We start from the raw sequence: 14,303 nt of genomic DNA, 5'->3' as shown, positions 1-14,303 counted from the left end.
CAGAAGTGGAAGCCGAAAAGAGGGCTAGCAATATTCCTCTGTAAAGCAGTCTCTTTCAGTGTACCGCTCCCGCTGATCAACTTCGCCCAAATACTTGAATTGTTCTTGCGGAACAAAGATTCCATGAGGCACTTCGTCACGATCCCCAAGCCACTTTCGCAACCTAAAATCAACAATTTCACCCGTTACCAACTCAAGCCAACTATGCGGCACAACCACATCACCGCTCGCCTGATTAGTGACGGTTCCAGCCATTCGTTTATGAGAAATGCCGTATTCATCAAGAATCACACTGGCCTGATCAGATACCCCGTCACAATCAAGGTCAAGGTCTTCTAGTGAAAGTAAAACCAGTTCAATATCTTCAATCTCTGTAAATTCTTTCATCGTTCACCTCTCTTTTTTTGTTCAATTTTAGCGTCATGCTTTGCAGCAATGACCCACATAACGACAAAAACAACTCCTAAAATAAGGAAAGAGCCAGCCATCAGGTATAAAGGGTTAATAGGTTCCATAACTTCACCTCGATAAAGAACGTTCGCTTTATTTTCTGCTCTTTTTCGAGTCATTTCAAACTTGCTTACGAACCTCTAAAGACTTTTCTATTGAGTTTGATCGCTGTTTTTCAGTTCTGTTTTGTGTTGATAAGTCAACGAAACGAAAATATAACCCGGAGCCAAAAGCCGGTTGTTGCTACGCTACAAAGCGATGAAGCTACCGTTAAATGGATTAATGTATGTTTAAATCTGCTCATTATAAAAAATCTTATTTTTTGTGCCTGATTCCCCCACCTAAATATTGTCATTAACAATAAAGGTGTTAATAAAAACAATATAGTTGTTAACTTTTTCCATTGGGAACCTCCAAGGTTTTCAACTTAAGTAACAGTGAAGAACGTAAAAGTCTGCAAATACTCCGCCTAGGTGTTTGGCCTAGATAGGGATAAAACAGCCAAATTATAGTAATTCACTCGACTACAAGGTTGCGGTTCGGTCACCTCAGGCGGCGATGTTTCTAGGGCTTGTTAATCAGCCGGATCAAATCATAGCGACCATTGATGCGCTTTGGTTAAATGCGGTACTGACCTCTCGCCAGCGTAGCGATGGAACATACCAATGGCAGCAAAGACTTATTCGGCTGGCCGGTAAGGTAACCGGTACTGAAAAGCGTGCTCGCCTAGCTGCTTATCGTAAAACTGGGGATAAGGAAAACGCAACCAAGGTTGAAGCTGAACTAGCAGCTGTTGAATCCGAAGAAGCAGAAGACTCAGTAGCAGAAATCAAGAAAGCCACTAAAGCTAAAGATGCCGCATAGACACCAAGCGCACAACGAAATAACCCGCAACTAAGCGGGTTTTTTTATGCCTGTAGCGAGGGGTTATATGATTAATAAAGAAAGTCCAGAACGAACAAACCCGCAGCTAAGCGGTTTTTTTGTGAGTCTGTGTAGGTTTAGGGCTTTTTGAATTCCATTATTTCACCTTGATGAACTATAACAGGCCTAGTTAGTGCCATTTGATTTCCTAGCCAAACACGTTCATCGGCTGATAAAAATATGTATGTATTGGGTAGCTTGGTTGAAAGAGCTTTATACAGCTCAAGCTGGTTGAGTTTTCCATCAAAGCGGGAGTTGATCTTCAGTTGAGGGTAATTCTCGCCTTCAATAGTAGGGCTAACAAAGCCCTTTCTACTTGATGTGGAGTGTACGCCTGGCTGCACAACCACCGTGCAATGGTTCCGCTTAGAATTAGAGTCACACCCCATATCAGGGTTGTGCAGAACATGAATGTCCATGTTGCCTCTTTCTAAAGGTATCGTTGAGGTCTCCACTATCTCAAGGTCGTATTCTTTAGCCGTATCTTTGACAGCCTGATTCCAAAGAGTTCGAGTGACCTCCGTGAAGTGTTTATAGGTGTTATAGTCTGCCCGATCTAAACTTTCATCGACTTCGCCAGGGACATAATTCCATGCAGAATGCCTTTCATCAAGCGTCTTATCTCCATAATAATAAAGCCCTGCATTTGTTAGTGCTGAATCAAGGCCAGCCGTTCCGCCTGAAATAGCCATAAGAGCCAAGCCTGAAAAGAGGTTTCCATCCCTTACTGGTCGTTTCTTGATTTCCATTTTGCGAGATGTGTCGTACACACCAAAGCCGCCCACAGACTGATATTCTTGCTTTGCAATAGAAGTGGCACAACCTGTCATTTGCGCTCCCGCAGTAACTATAAGTAGTGCTTTTAAAATTGTAGATTTCATGGTGGTTCCTCTGAATTAATTACGTTCTGTATATTTCTATAGTGCCATAGTTTTTAAAAACGCAACTCTTGCTTTATGGGATTGGCTGACCTTTATACCCATTATATTCGTTGCTGAATTGATGCCTGATATCGTCAATTCGGTTGCCTTCCATTCTTAGCTCTGTTCTCTCAATGGCATCGAGTCGATCACCTGTAGCATTGAGCGAGCTACCCTCTCCCGTCAAAAAGTCCATATTTATATCATCCATAGAGGGCAACACATCGTTTTGTGCTAGTATGCCAATCCATTCCTCAAGGTCGATTTTTTGCCAGTCTATTTCTGAATTCTATCCATTGGGATGCCGCTACATTCAGAGACTTCAGGTGCTCCACATGATCGGCATAGCTGAGGAACTGCTTGAGATGCCACTGAAAAAAGAACCGATAGAGCTATTGGTAATCCTTTTGTTATCGCGATACTTCTCATTGTATTACGTTACCTAATTTTTAAACGTCAAAATTAGTTAAAAAATGATATCCAACCTAAAACAACTGCAAATAATCTAAAAAACCACTCAAATAAATTTCAAACATAGACTAATAATCAATAAGTTACGTGTCGGTCACTCACACTTTATCCACCAAGCCCCCCCTGCTTTCTCCACCCAGTCCCTCACGGTTACCTCACCCAGTCACTCACGCTTTCTCCACCCAGTCCCTCACGGTTACCTCACCAAGTCACTCACGCTTTCCACACCCTTATCGATACTACAGGTGATCGCTATTTAGCGAATTAGCGAATTAGCGAAATATAATGGCAATACTTCGGAGCTTGAGAGGGTGCTGTTGTGTTGAAACCGTCGTGAGAGTTTACCCAGGATAACAGCCAGCTTGGAGATTGGTGCTAACAATACAAACTAAGTAACGCTTCTCTGTGAACCTCAGGTACAGTCACCCCGAAACCACAAAAAGATTTAAGCTACGCAGCCTTCTTCAGCTGCGATCTTCGCTGCAATCAAATCATCGTCAGCATTATCAACATAATTTCGCATTGAATCTATCTCGATACTTGACCATGCTTCGTTCTTCTTTTTGATCGCTTCTTTACATCTAGCCATCTCACGCTCGCCTGTGAGGTGCTTGATCTCTTTCAGGTACTTGAGCTTGATCGAATCTATCTCCTTCAGATAACTCTGAGCTTTCCTTATCGACTCAAACTGCTCCTCTGCTTCTATGAATGCCTGCTTCTCCCAGCTCGTCGGTGATGGCAATAAACTTGGCCTGTATCGCATTACGTTTTTGTTTCTAGGCAAGTCCTGCAACTGCATTTTTTGACTTCCTTTGTGCTTGTAAAACTTATTCTTGAACCAGCATATATGAAGCCATTTATTTAACCGTCTTATTCGAACCCCTATCGTCCCTTTTTCCCATTTGTGTTTATCATTCCTATGCGCCTCATTCTTCTCCCAAAATTCGTCAGCAATTATATCAGCCACAATCTCAAGTCGTTCTGATTCTGCTGCAAGAACAATCTACTACATCCTCTATTTTTGTAAGCATTGTTTCACCCTGCCGTTTCATTAATCTCATTCGGTTTGCATTACCAATACAGTGAATAGTGACACAAGCCCCACTGCTATCAGGGTGGAGTTACTGCTTTTTATTGGAAATAGACCTGCCATAACGAAAAAAAAATCCAGCTTACCAAATGAATAGTTTAAGGTTTTTTACCTACCTATACCCGTTACGGAATTCGAAGGTTTTTTGTGTAATCATCTGCTTTTTTTATACTAATATCCTCTCAACTTTTTATTTTTACCATTTATTACCTTTATGGCTATCTGCCACGTTCATTGACCATATTTATTAAGGCAAACAGACATACGATACCCGTTACGGAATTCGAAAGTTTTTTGTGTAGGTTCTTGCGTTTGCGTTCAGAATGCTTTCTCGTGAAACTACCTTTATGGCTACCTGCCAAACTCACTTACCATATTTATTTAGGTAAACAGGTATACGATACCCGTTACGGAATTCGAAGGTTTTTTGTGTGGATGCTTGCATTTACGTTTTAGGCGGTGTTTGAGGAAATTTCCTTTATGGCTGTCAACCAAACTCACTTACCATATTTATCAAGGCAAACAGGCATACGATACCCGTTACGGAATTCGAAGGTTTTTAGTGGTGATACTTGCATTTGCGTTCAGAACACTTTCTCGTGATATTACCTTTATGGCTACCTACCACACTCACTTACCATATTTATTACGGCAAACAGGCATACGATACCCGTTACGGACTTTCGCTGTATTGATGGCAACTATTTACCTGTTGACGGTCTCTGTGCGAGGAGAAAAAAACACTATATTCAGAGCTTGCAACCTCGGAAGCCCTTTTTCGGCCTTATGTGGCCGTCCACCTCCCCTTACCTCTCTTCAACTCAAAATCAGGTTTTTGCGTAGCCCTTTTCCGGCCTTTTCTGCCCTCTGCCCTCTGCCCAAAAAAACACAACAACTCGACCCTTTTTGCACTTCATAAAGGATCAGTATTAACCCATACAGAATGATTTTTCTGATAATTATTAGCTAAAAGGTGGTTTAAATGTTCGTACTTGGGTTGGATATTGGTTACAGCAATTTTAAAGCGGTCTACGGTGGTCCATTCCGCCCTATTAATGAGGCGGTCACAGTAATAAAACCCGCTGAAACAGCACCGCTAAGAAAGCTTTCAAGAAGTCTGATGGGTAATAATGACGACGACTTACTGGATCAAGTGACACATGGCCGGGCAATTATTCTTGACCCAGGCTTTTTCTCTACTGGCTGGATTACGTTGAAAAAAGGCAGACAAGAAGACAGCTCTTCTGGTACATCGCTTGATGCTATGTCTCGATATTTAGATGCCGTCAGTAAGAGTATTGGGAAAGAGTGTCGCACAACCCTTCCTATCGATGATATTGAGTTTGCTGTTCGAGAGGGCGGCGAACATATTTATGCTGCTGGCCAGAAAGTATTATTAGAAGACCATCTGGTTGCCGGTTATGAAGCTGTAACATCATCTACTATTACCAGCTTAAGAACCGCCACTAGGTCTGAATCAGGGGCGTACTGTGGTGTTTTGATGCTAATCGGGGGCGGAGCTAAGGCGTTTGAGGAGGTTGCCAGAGAGTCGTTTCAGACTGCGAGAATCTTAATTTCAAAAACTCCTGTGGTTTGCAATGACTTGGAGTTCTTTTTGGCTGGTAGACGTATATTGTCTAGGCAAAACACCACAACTTTCCCGCATGGGGGGGAGGTATTATGAGGTTAAGAGTATCGGTAGGGGATGCAACACCTCTTCTTAAAGAAGAGTTAGATAACATCGAGGGTGGAGGCTATAAAGGTGAGCGTTGCCGATTTCTTGCGGAGCTGGCGCTCACAATGCTTAGCACTGCCAACATCGACCACCTGCCAATTATTGACGCCGATGCATCTAAAAAAAAATCACCTTATGGCTGTAATGATGCTGTCAAATTAAAAGCATCCGTACAAGGGTTGCTTAACCACACTGGCACGATTAAGAGGAAACTGTGATGCGCATACGAATATCTATTAGTGAAGGCACCCCGCTTCTGCACGATGACTTGAACAGTTTGTCGTCCTCGGCAGCCAGAAGTGACAGACTTCGTTTTTTAGCGGAGTACGCGCTAACGCTAATTAGTGGGGGTAACTCTCCCCCTTCTGCCGCCCATCAAGTTCGGTGTCAGAGCAAACAGAGTGGCGAGCCAGAAGCAGATACTCGCAAAGCGTTTGATGAATTAGGACAAGGCGATCTGCCATCGCTTGTGGATGACATGTTAGGTTGATTGTAGTTGCCGTGCAGGGTGTCCTGTACGGCTTAATATCAGGAGTTTTTTTGCTTAAGCGGCTCGCTAACATACAGTTACATTTTTAATGGCAATTACCTGTTTAAATTTTAGCTATCTAATACTATAACGATATTCGCTTTGTAGCAGGTTGCGCTATTTCGTATTTATGAGATGACTCTTATTAATAAACCTATTCTCATCGGAATAAGCTTTATGATTGATTTTTCCGTATCTAGCTTGATCCAATTTATTCACATGAGAATAAATTTTGTCAGTGCTTGCGTAATTTCAAAACGTGAGATACTTAACCTATATAACGAATTTAGGTGGAGCAAAATATGAAAAAATTTATTTCTACAAAATCTATGAATATAAACTTATTTAGAGGCCAGCTTAAAATGTTCGGCCTGTTAGGGGGGTGGCGGTCTTGCTCTTCGTGCTGTACACCGTAGGTTTTTTTGCATTAATAGCCCTGAACGTAGACGTACAGAAAGGAGAACATAAAGAACTTTTTATATGGTGATGAAGGGCTTTATTTTTGTTGGCGCTACGCTTGCGTATTCCGCTGAAGATGATCACTCTCTGCGATCGATGATGATCACTTTTTCTTCCTAAGCATTACGAACTTACTTTTTACTTTAAGTGATCATCTTCCGTCAATGTTGTCATTAGTTTTCTCATCGATTCTCCTTTCAGATTTAGCTTGTGAGCATTGTGTAATAGCCGATCCAAAATGGCGTCAGCCAATGTTGGGTCAGCTATAAAATCATGCCACTGTGTCAGCGGTAGCTGACTCGTAAATAGGGTCGATTTGCTATTGTGCCTATCCTCCATAATCTCTAACAGATCATTCCGTTGACTTTGAGTTAGCGGCTCTAGCCCCCAGTCGTCAATAATGAGTAAATCCATCTTCGCTATCTGGGCCAGTAGCTTTAGATAACTGCCGTCTCCGTGTGAGATCGTTAACTGTTCGAACAACCGACTCGCCCTGAAGTAACGCACTCGATAACCTTGATGACAGGCGTGATGACCTAAGGCGCAAGCCAGATAGGTTTTACCGCAGCCTGTTGGCCCTGTAATCACTAGGTTCTGGTGCCGTTTGATCCACTCATTGCTCTGTAGTCCTGCAACGGTGCTTTGGCCCAAGCCTCTGGGGTGACTGTAATCAACATCTTCTAAGCGGGCTGGAACTTTTAGATGCGCTGCTTTTAACAGCCTTTGTAATCGCTTATCGTTGCGATACGTCATCTCGTATTGGATTAGTAGCCCTATGCGCTCAGAGAAGCTGAGACCATCATAGGTATTGGGTTGATTAAACTGCTGTTCTAAGGCATCTGCTAGCCCCAGTAGTTTCAGCTGACGAAGTTGTTGTAGGCTTTGTATTTGTAGCATAAGTGATTCCTTTTCCTGAGTGTCTGATCGGTTAGTGGTAGTAATCTGATCCACGTACATTCGGGTGGTTGGGTGTGCTGGGTTGATTCGGACTGAGAGGTAACGGTAACTGATCCATATTGCTTTCGAGGATCGACTTAACGCTTTTTAATCGAGGGGATTTAATATGTATTGCTCGCTGACACGCTGCCTCTAGCCGTGCGGGCGTGTACTGTTTTGACAAGTTGAGTAAGCCTAGACATGCGCGATACGCCTGCTCAGGATGGCGTTTCTGCTCAATAATATCTTTAACGAGCTGTTGTGTTGATTCCCCGATACGACGCCCCCAGTTCATTAACCTCTCAGGAGTCCATGTCTTATGTCGTTGGTGGGCTTGAGGCATATGATTTGCCTCTGTCGTAAAGCTTCCTGGTCGCTGGCTTCGGCCATGCCTTGCGATCTGCTGCCCTTTGAAGAACACGGCAATACCTTCGCGTGTCGCATGTATTTCAACCTCATGTTTAACTAAGTGGTGCGGGACTGAGTAAAAGTGTTTATCAAATTCAAAATGATAATCGATGTTAATTCTGGCGAGCTTAAATTCGGTATATTCATAACGTGTACTGGGCAGCGGTCTGAGTGCTGGTTTATCAAGTAATTCGAACTGACTTAACCGACTACCAGGCAGTTTTTTAAACGGTCGCTGATTAAGGTCAGCTAGCAGGGCTTTGATTGCGAGATTAAGCTCTGCGAGGGTAAAGAAGGTTTGGTGTCGCAGTCGTGCCAGTATCCATCGCTGTACGATCAATACTGCATTTTCTGCTTTGGCTTTATCTTTGGGTTTTAGCGGTCTGGCTGGGATAATTACCGTTTTGTAGTGTGTTGCCAGGTGCTGATAGCTCCTGTTTATTTCAGGCTCATAACGGCACGGTTTACTGACAGCGCTTCTTAGCTGGTCGGGTACCACGACCTCCGGTACACCACCAAAGAACTCGAATGCTTTTACGTGCGCATCAATCCAGTCAGCCTTTTGCTGCGACCATGAAGCTAGGGCAAAGGTATAGTTGCTCGCACCCAGTGTCGCAACGAAGATCTGGGCTGGGTGTATTTCACCAGAGTTTGGATTGACGATCGGAACCGTCGCCCCGCTGTAATCAACAAACAGCTTTTCACCTGCCTGATGGATATGACGCATCGAGCGTTGTTGTTTCTTGATCCATTGACGATAGTAATTACAGTATTGGGAAAACTGGTAGCCTGCATCGCCATAGGCTTGCTTATACTCTTCCCACAACAACTGCTTAGTAACGCCTTTACGCTTAAGCTCTTGATGAATCTGTGCACAGTCAGGTTCAACACGGCCATGCCTATCTTTGATCTTAGGCTCTGGGAATAAGCGCTGTTCCAACTCACTTTCACTCAGCTCAGACGGTAGCGGCCAGGTAAGACCGACTTCGTTGGCTCGACGAGCATATAGAGAGACCGTGCCGACGCCAATATTAAGGCAGCGGGCAATTTTTCTATGACTCAATTTAGCTTCAAATTTGAGGCGGAGAATATCTTTGATTTGTCGCATTGGTAATCTCTTGCTTGGCATCGTACCCTCAGGCTCAAAAAGCACTAAGAATACAATACTAAAAACGATTAAAATCAATGCGTAGGAAGAGTCTGCGGTCGAAGGTGATCGGTGTCTGCGACAACTTGATCACTCTCTGCGATAACTATCGAAAAGTGATCATCATCGATCGCAGGAAGCGATCACGTTCAATCGCAGAAGGTGATCAACTTGGATCGTAGAGGGTGATCATGATCATTCGGAATATGCAACGCTAATTGCCTGCGCCCTGAGTTACGCTTCCTGGGCTTAGATTACGTTCTTTTCTGTGGTTGTTATGGGTAAGATTTTACTTCCGATTGCAGCAAACGAAAAAGCGTTAACCTTCTTGTTTCTGGCTGTAGTGGTTGCAGGGCTTTTTATCAATCCATTAATACTCCTTGTTCCTGTTTTGATGCTTGCATTCATGTCAGGGTATAAAGGGTTATGGAGCGGTAAGCCAAGTTCACTTTTTTGCTTTTGTTTGTCGGCGCTTGTTACAGTTTGGGCGATGTCTATTCTGGCGGTAGGTTTTGCTGCGTGGTGTCTTATGGCTGGATTTGAAGACGGTATGAATCCTATGTATCAAGGCAATGGGCCTCGATGGGATGATGAAACAATTACCGATCCGCTTGGTATTGGTGATGCTTCGAATATTGATTACTATGCATAGAAAAATAACAACTCTATTCAAAGGGGCTGCGATTGATCCTCGCTCACTGAGCGAGGTTTGATGAGCCAATCGCTTCACCGCAGCCGCCCATTTTGTTCCAATAAGGTCAGAAAAGCTAAGGTAACCTAATGCGTTTAAATACTCCAGCTGCTAGAGTGTTGGCATTCATTCTTGGATGCCTCCCTATTTTCATCTTCAGTTACTATCTACGACAAAATCTCGTAAGTGACGGTTCTACTCTCCAGTCGGTTCTCATTCTATGGACAATAGGGTGCTGGATGACTGCCTTTAATCTGTGGCCTCAGCGTAAAAAGAAGCAATAAAGTTATTCTCATGAGAATAACTTTTAACAACACAAAACCGCAAAAATCAACCCCCCCCTTACGTATTTTTTATCGCTGAGAACATATCTAACGTTTGACCAGGTTAATAAGGTTTGAGCCGACAGTGCAATTTATTCTCATGAGAATAACTCTTAATGTTCTGACGCAAAGCGTATAAACGCCTTCCGTGGCTGTAATATTAGCTCTTTTTTCACCCAACTATCTGCTATAAGTTTCTTGGATCACCTCGATTCAGAAAAGATAATCTATGACATTGATGGTCGTCAGTACTCTTTCTTTGTCACCTACAGTCATCACTGCTTCTGCAAAACTGTCGTAGACGTTAATGACAACGACGAATATCTCTACCCCAAAGATCTCCGGCACTTCTACATGGAACGCTATGAATTAACAAAAGCACTACCAGAACTAATCAGTTCTATACATGAGAAGTATATTGTTCACGGGGACTATAGCCGGTACTGTGTCTTCGAGTTAAACACCCAGACGGCGGAGTAATTTACTACCAGATTGTTTTTGTGATGTTTAGGATAGTAAAAAAACTGAGGCTACATGTTGAGAGTATTTACCCTTTGCCTTCTAGACCTAAGGATAAGAAATTGTCTTTTCGAAGATCGCTTCTGCTCTATTGGAGCACTGTTTACGCCCAAGGCTGGCGCTGGCATCTATGCCTTTAAAGAACGTATAGATAGACGCCTAACGTTATTTTAAGCTATCCACATTCAGGGTAAAGTTTTCCTATCACAGACTTAGAACTTTCAATGTTTTATTTCTCTCTGCTCATGAGAAAGCATTATAGTGAAACTATCTCTATGAATCACACATTTAATCATCAGAATTGTGCTCATGGAACTTCTTAAAACCTTTCACTACAGGTTCATAGTAACAGCTCTGCTGAGACTTAATAGCTGAAAAATGGTACAGGTCAATAAGTAGGTATTTTTTATTGGTCGTTCGCAAAGTATAGTAACTAGCGCATTCTCCGTACTCAATCACGCTGACCTCACCCAGCACCTTTAACCTAGACTCTAAGTTCATTGTTAGAATGATATCAGGGCAAACTGTATCAATCTGATTAGCAAAATAATTTACAGGGGAATCATTAAACACATCAACAAACCCATCAATCAGCGCCCAATCAGCATTCCAGTCATCCGTATCATTACTAAGCTTTGATAAGTTCATGAAAGCAAAACTGATACCCCGCTCAGAAGCAAACGTATCAGCGATTTCTGTTGCCATTGGTATATCATTCCAGTGACAACAATCATTATTCAATCCATAAGTGATATAAAACATTAACGCATGAAATCTATGCTGGTTAAGTGTTTTATCACCAATAGTCTTTTTTGTTGTATAAATATGATGCAATAAATCTATGTAATTATCACCAGTTAATCCAAGCGATTCGCGACCTACAAACAAAACTTTGCATTTTTGCTTGGAGTAATACGGATAGAAGCCATCTAAGACCATATCATCTGATGTTCGCTTATTAGGGAAGGGTTTACCTATTGCAAATGAACTCCATTCACGAAACACTGAATTAAGCTCATTCTGAATAACCAGTTCATTTTCGGGGTAGTGTAATTTGGACGCGTGCATTTTAATTATCCCTACTATTTGTATTTTAAAGACACTTGAGCTTTCATAGTCACAAGTCAACTTTGTCGCTTTTAAGATCAAGGTATAACTTAACGATCAGATAAAGCCCAAAGCATGTGAACCCCTAAGTCAGAGTCTTCGTGTACATCGACTCTTGCATTCATATTACTATGACCAAATAATCTAGGTGGAACACAATTAAACAATGGTTCTAGCTCCTCCAAGGCATTAATAATAAGCACTAAGTTTTCTAATATGTTAGGTGAGATAATACCTTTTATACACAAAAACAATCCTGAAACCTGCTGATCATTATTTTTTGCTATCGCTTTAACATTATTTTGCTTTTCCACAACTTTTAATTTTAATTCATCGATAGATTGAGAATAAACTGTTTCGCTCCAGTAATATTGTCCTTTCGATAAAAAACAAGCGAAATCTGCGAAGTCTAAACATACAGTAGAAAAACCATTAAGTAGCTCATATACACCTTCAAGAACACTGACAAGCTCCCTGTGGTTTTTTAAGCTGGATACACAGTGTGTTCCGAATTTAGCTTCTAATTTCAAAGTAAAAGTAAGCAAAGAGTCGACGGGGAAATATTGTTTGTCACCCACTATAAAAATAATAGGAGGTGTTATCAATGTCATACCTTCAATCCATTGATTTAAATTCCCACCTTTTATTTCACTTGTGTCAATGATTATAAAATCACAATAACGCTCCCCTGCTAATTTGTAATCAAAATAAAATCTACTTTTATTGCACATCTTGAACCGATTTACAATTTCCCTAGATTTAGAACCGAAAACATGGAACACTTTATTTATCTGGCCTTCATTCATACTGGCTGCCCTTCATGTCTGGTATTAAGCTTTTTACGAATACTATTCAAGCCCTTCTCTTAATTAACCCCCTACTAATTACTTAAAAAGCATGCACTTTAATGTAAAGGGGTTGAGTTCTTAGGTTAGGGGGAAACTTACAGGAATATTTTTATATTACTATATAAGTCAATGGTATATAGGGTTTAAATACCTGATGTAGAAAAGACAATAAGGTGATCTTTCGTTGTAACAACATAAGCAACAAATACAATGGACTCCATCGACAATAAAATGTTCGTTCTTGGCTCCGAGCTGTCGTATCAATAGCTGATGCGAGCACAAAGCGAATGGTTTTAGATGTCGTTAGCTTGATTGGTTTGGAGTAGCCTTTAAGGATTTTAGTTTAACCAGAAAGGAGCGCTTTAGGTCAGCTGCCTTCGTATTCAAACAGCTGAAAAACTCAGTTAAGATTTAGAGCCTGAAGTAGAGTTACCTAATTATACACACACCTTAACCCGGCCACACACCGGTTTTTTTTATGCCTGATAAAATGCTTCCTTTGTTCTCATGTGACACCGGTACTCCTACATCTTTACAACAGTCCATGCCAATACCGACACCACACTCACACTTGTAATCGCACACAACTGCAACTGTGACTGCAATCGTTTCTTCCTCATTACATCCCTTTCACTCTCACTCGACCGCATCACCTGGACGCGTCTATGAAATCGTTCATGCTCTGCAATACCGTACAACCTTGCTGACTCAGAGCCTTCTGTCTGCCCCTTGCCTATAATCCCGGTTACACCACTCATACATCACCTCACTCCTTAACCGTATCTCGTATCGGTACGATCTCTGTTTTTGCCCACGCAGCATTCTTTTCCTTGATCGATTTTGCCACTCTCGCCATTTCTTTCTCGCCAGCGAAATCTTTAACATCCTTTAAATAACTCATCATCAGTGCATCTATCTCCTTTAGCTTAACTTGAGCCTTTCTGATCGACTCAAACTGTCGCTCCGCCTCAGTGAACGCTTTCTTTTCCCAGCCGGTCGGTGACGGCAATGTTCCTATGCGATACCGCATCACTTCCTTGTTTCGAGGTAAGTCCTCCGAGAACACCTTTATCACGCCTTCGCGCTTATAGAACTTATTCTTGAACCAGCATACATGAAGCCAACGATTCAGCCTTCTTACCCTCACACCTATTGATCCCCTGTCCCACTTGTTTGTTTCTGACCTATGCTCTTTATTAGCACCCCAAAACTCATCCGCTATCGAATCCGCCACTATCTCTAACTGCCTAGACTCTTCAGCAAGCACATTCAGTATGTTGTCTATGTTTGTTTTCATCCGTATTCCTCTCTATGTATTACCTATCAGCTTTGACGCTATATCTCAAATATGCAAGCAGTGTAATACCAGTACCAGCCTCCTTCGCTCATAGTTGCTGTGTTTTTCTTATATAAACCTCCCATAACGGTAAAATATACTCCGACTTACAAAGTGAATATTTAAAGTTTTTTTGTGTTGGTTAATCCAGCATCATCACTGCAAATGCTTCCCCATCGTATCCACCTAGTTTCCCGGCGAGGTAGTCCTTAGTGGCTTGAGGGTTAGTGAATGCATTAGGGGCTTAGGTGTTGAAGCTACTAAGACAGAAATATATCGAGCTGGTTTGCAAGCTCTAGCGAGTCTCAGTGATACACAGCTTAAAAAGACAATCGGCGGGCTTCAAAAAGTCAAAACTGGTCGGAAACCGAAAAAATAATTTATACTATTTATATAATTATATTAGTTAT

The 14,303-nt window shown here is 42.0% G+C and carries 16 protein-coding genes; 5 read left to right on the top strand and 11 right to left on the bottom strand.

Features of this window, described 5'->3' with window-relative positions:
* Positions 1 to 24: 24 nt before the first annotated feature.
* Positions 25 to 387 (bottom strand): hypothetical protein, encoded by a 363-nt coding sequence (locus NKI27_RS09960; protein WP_265045911.1) that lies wholly within the window; start codon positions 385 to 387, stop codon positions 25 to 27.
* The gene (locus tag NKI27_RS09955; RefSeq protein WP_265045910.1) at positions 384 to 569 is read right to left on the bottom strand and encodes a hypothetical protein; all 186 of its coding nucleotides are present in this window, start codon (positions 567 to 569) and stop codon (positions 384 to 386) included. The genes NKI27_RS09960 and NKI27_RS09955 overlap by 4 nt, the downstream gene beginning before the upstream one ends.
* Positions 570 to 1,008: 439 nt before the next feature.
* On the opposite strand from NKI27_RS09955, the gene NKI27_RS09950 reads away from it, so the two are divergent.
* Positions 1,009 to 1,314 (top strand): hypothetical protein, encoded by a 306-nt coding sequence (locus NKI27_RS09950; RefSeq protein WP_265045909.1) that lies wholly within the window; start codon positions 1,009 to 1,011, stop codon positions 1,312 to 1,314.
* A 137-nt stretch (positions 1,315 to 1,451) separates the two neighbouring features.
* Here NKI27_RS09950 and NKI27_RS09945 read toward each other — a convergent pair whose 3' ends face one another.
* The 3 genes from NKI27_RS09945 to mobI (NKI27_RS09935) all read right to left on the bottom strand — a co-directional run bounded on the left by NKI27_RS09945 (position 1,452) and on the right by mobI (NKI27_RS09935) (position 3,732).
* On the bottom strand, positions 1,452 to 2,255 hold the full coding sequence (locus NKI27_RS09945; RefSeq protein WP_265045908.1) for a hypothetical protein: 804 nt from the start codon (positions 2,253 to 2,255) through the stop codon (positions 1,452 to 1,454).
* Between the two features lie 73 nt (positions 2,256 to 2,328).
* Positions 2,329 to 2,505, bottom strand: a complete 177-nt coding sequence (locus NKI27_RS09940; RefSeq protein WP_265045907.1) for a hypothetical protein — start codon at positions 2,503 to 2,505, stop codon at positions 2,329 to 2,331.
* A gap of 705 nt (positions 2,506 to 3,210) precedes the next feature.
* Positions 3,211 to 3,732: a conjugative transfer protein MobI(A/C) gene (mobI, locus tag NKI27_RS09935; protein WP_320109420.1), complete on the bottom strand. Its 522-nt coding sequence runs from the start codon at positions 3,730 to 3,732 to the stop codon at positions 3,211 to 3,213.
* A 1,105-nt stretch (positions 3,733 to 4,837) separates the two neighbouring features.
* Between mobI (NKI27_RS09935) and NKI27_RS09930 the strand changes: the two genes are divergently transcribed.
* The 3 genes from NKI27_RS09930 to NKI27_RS09920 are packed head-to-tail and all read left to right on the top strand — an operon-like array spanning position 4,838 to position 6,080.
* Positions 4,838 to 5,539 carry an acetate and sugar kinases/Hsc70/actin family protein gene (locus NKI27_RS09930; protein ID WP_265045906.1) on the top strand — a complete coding sequence of 234 codons (702 nt, stop codon included), beginning with the start codon at positions 4,838 to 4,840 and terminating at the stop codon, positions 5,537 to 5,539.
* Positions 5,536 to 5,808 (top strand): hypothetical protein, encoded by a 273-nt coding sequence (locus tag NKI27_RS09925; protein ID WP_265045905.1) that lies wholly within the window; start codon positions 5,536 to 5,538, stop codon positions 5,806 to 5,808. The genes NKI27_RS09930 and NKI27_RS09925 overlap by 4 nt, the downstream gene beginning before the upstream one ends.
* Positions 5,808 to 6,080 (top strand): hypothetical protein, encoded by a 273-nt coding sequence (locus tag NKI27_RS09920; RefSeq protein WP_265045904.1) that lies wholly within the window; start codon positions 5,808 to 5,810, stop codon positions 6,078 to 6,080. Before NKI27_RS09925 ends, NKI27_RS09920 begins: the two co-directional genes overlap by 1 nt.
* A gap of 636 nt (positions 6,081 to 6,716) precedes the next feature.
* On the opposite strand, the gene istB is transcribed toward NKI27_RS09920, so the two are convergent.
* A complete protein-coding gene (istB, locus tag NKI27_RS09915; RefSeq protein ID WP_265045903.1) occupies positions 6,717 to 7,475 on the bottom strand; it encodes an IS21-like element helper ATPase IstB in 759 nt (252 codons plus the stop codon).
* 31 nt (positions 7,476 to 7,506) lie between these two features.
* Positions 7,507 to 9,051, bottom strand: a complete 1,545-nt coding sequence (gene istA, locus NKI27_RS09910) for an IS21 family transposase (RefSeq protein WP_265045902.1) — start codon at positions 9,049 to 9,051, stop codon at positions 7,507 to 7,509.
* 295 nt (positions 9,052 to 9,346) lie between these two features.
* Here istA and NKI27_RS09905 point away from each other — a divergent pair, with 295 nt between their 5' ends.
* Complete coding sequence (locus NKI27_RS09905) at positions 9,347 to 9,721, top strand: hypothetical protein (protein ID WP_265045901.1); 375 nt, start codon at positions 9,347 to 9,349, stop codon at positions 9,719 to 9,721.
* A gap of 1,169 nt (positions 9,722 to 10,890) precedes the next feature.
* On the opposite strand, the gene NKI27_RS09900 is transcribed toward NKI27_RS09905, so the two are convergent.
* The 4 genes from NKI27_RS09900 to mobI (NKI27_RS09885) form a co-directional block, all read right to left on the bottom strand.
* Positions 10,891 to 11,670 carry a hypothetical protein gene (locus NKI27_RS09900; protein WP_265045900.1) on the bottom strand — a complete coding sequence of 260 codons (780 nt, stop codon included), beginning with the start codon at positions 11,668 to 11,670 and terminating at the stop codon, positions 10,891 to 10,893.
* A gap of 89 nt (positions 11,671 to 11,759) precedes the next feature.
* Complete coding sequence (locus NKI27_RS09895) at positions 11,760 to 12,515, bottom strand: hypothetical protein (protein WP_265045899.1); 756 nt, start codon at positions 12,513 to 12,515, stop codon at positions 11,760 to 11,762.
* Between the two features lie 566 nt (positions 12,516 to 13,081).
* Positions 13,082 to 13,315 (bottom strand): hypothetical protein, encoded by a 234-nt coding sequence (locus tag NKI27_RS09890; protein WP_265045898.1) that lies wholly within the window; start codon positions 13,313 to 13,315, stop codon positions 13,082 to 13,084.
* Positions 13,316 to 13,323: 8 nt separating this feature from the next.
* On the bottom strand, positions 13,324 to 13,854 hold the full coding sequence (gene mobI, locus NKI27_RS09885; RefSeq protein ID WP_265045897.1) for a conjugative transfer protein MobI(A/C): 531 nt from the start codon (positions 13,852 to 13,854) through the stop codon (positions 13,324 to 13,326).
* Positions 13,855 to 14,303 lie beyond the last annotated feature (449 nt).

The organism is Alkalimarinus alittae (assembly GCF_026016465.1).
GTDB classification, from domain to species: Bacteria; Pseudomonadota; Gammaproteobacteria; order Pseudomonadales; family Oleiphilaceae; genus Alkalimarinus; species Alkalimarinus alittae.
Note: the sequence above shows the minus strand (reverse complement) of the source record. Positions and strands in the feature narration are given on the sequence as shown.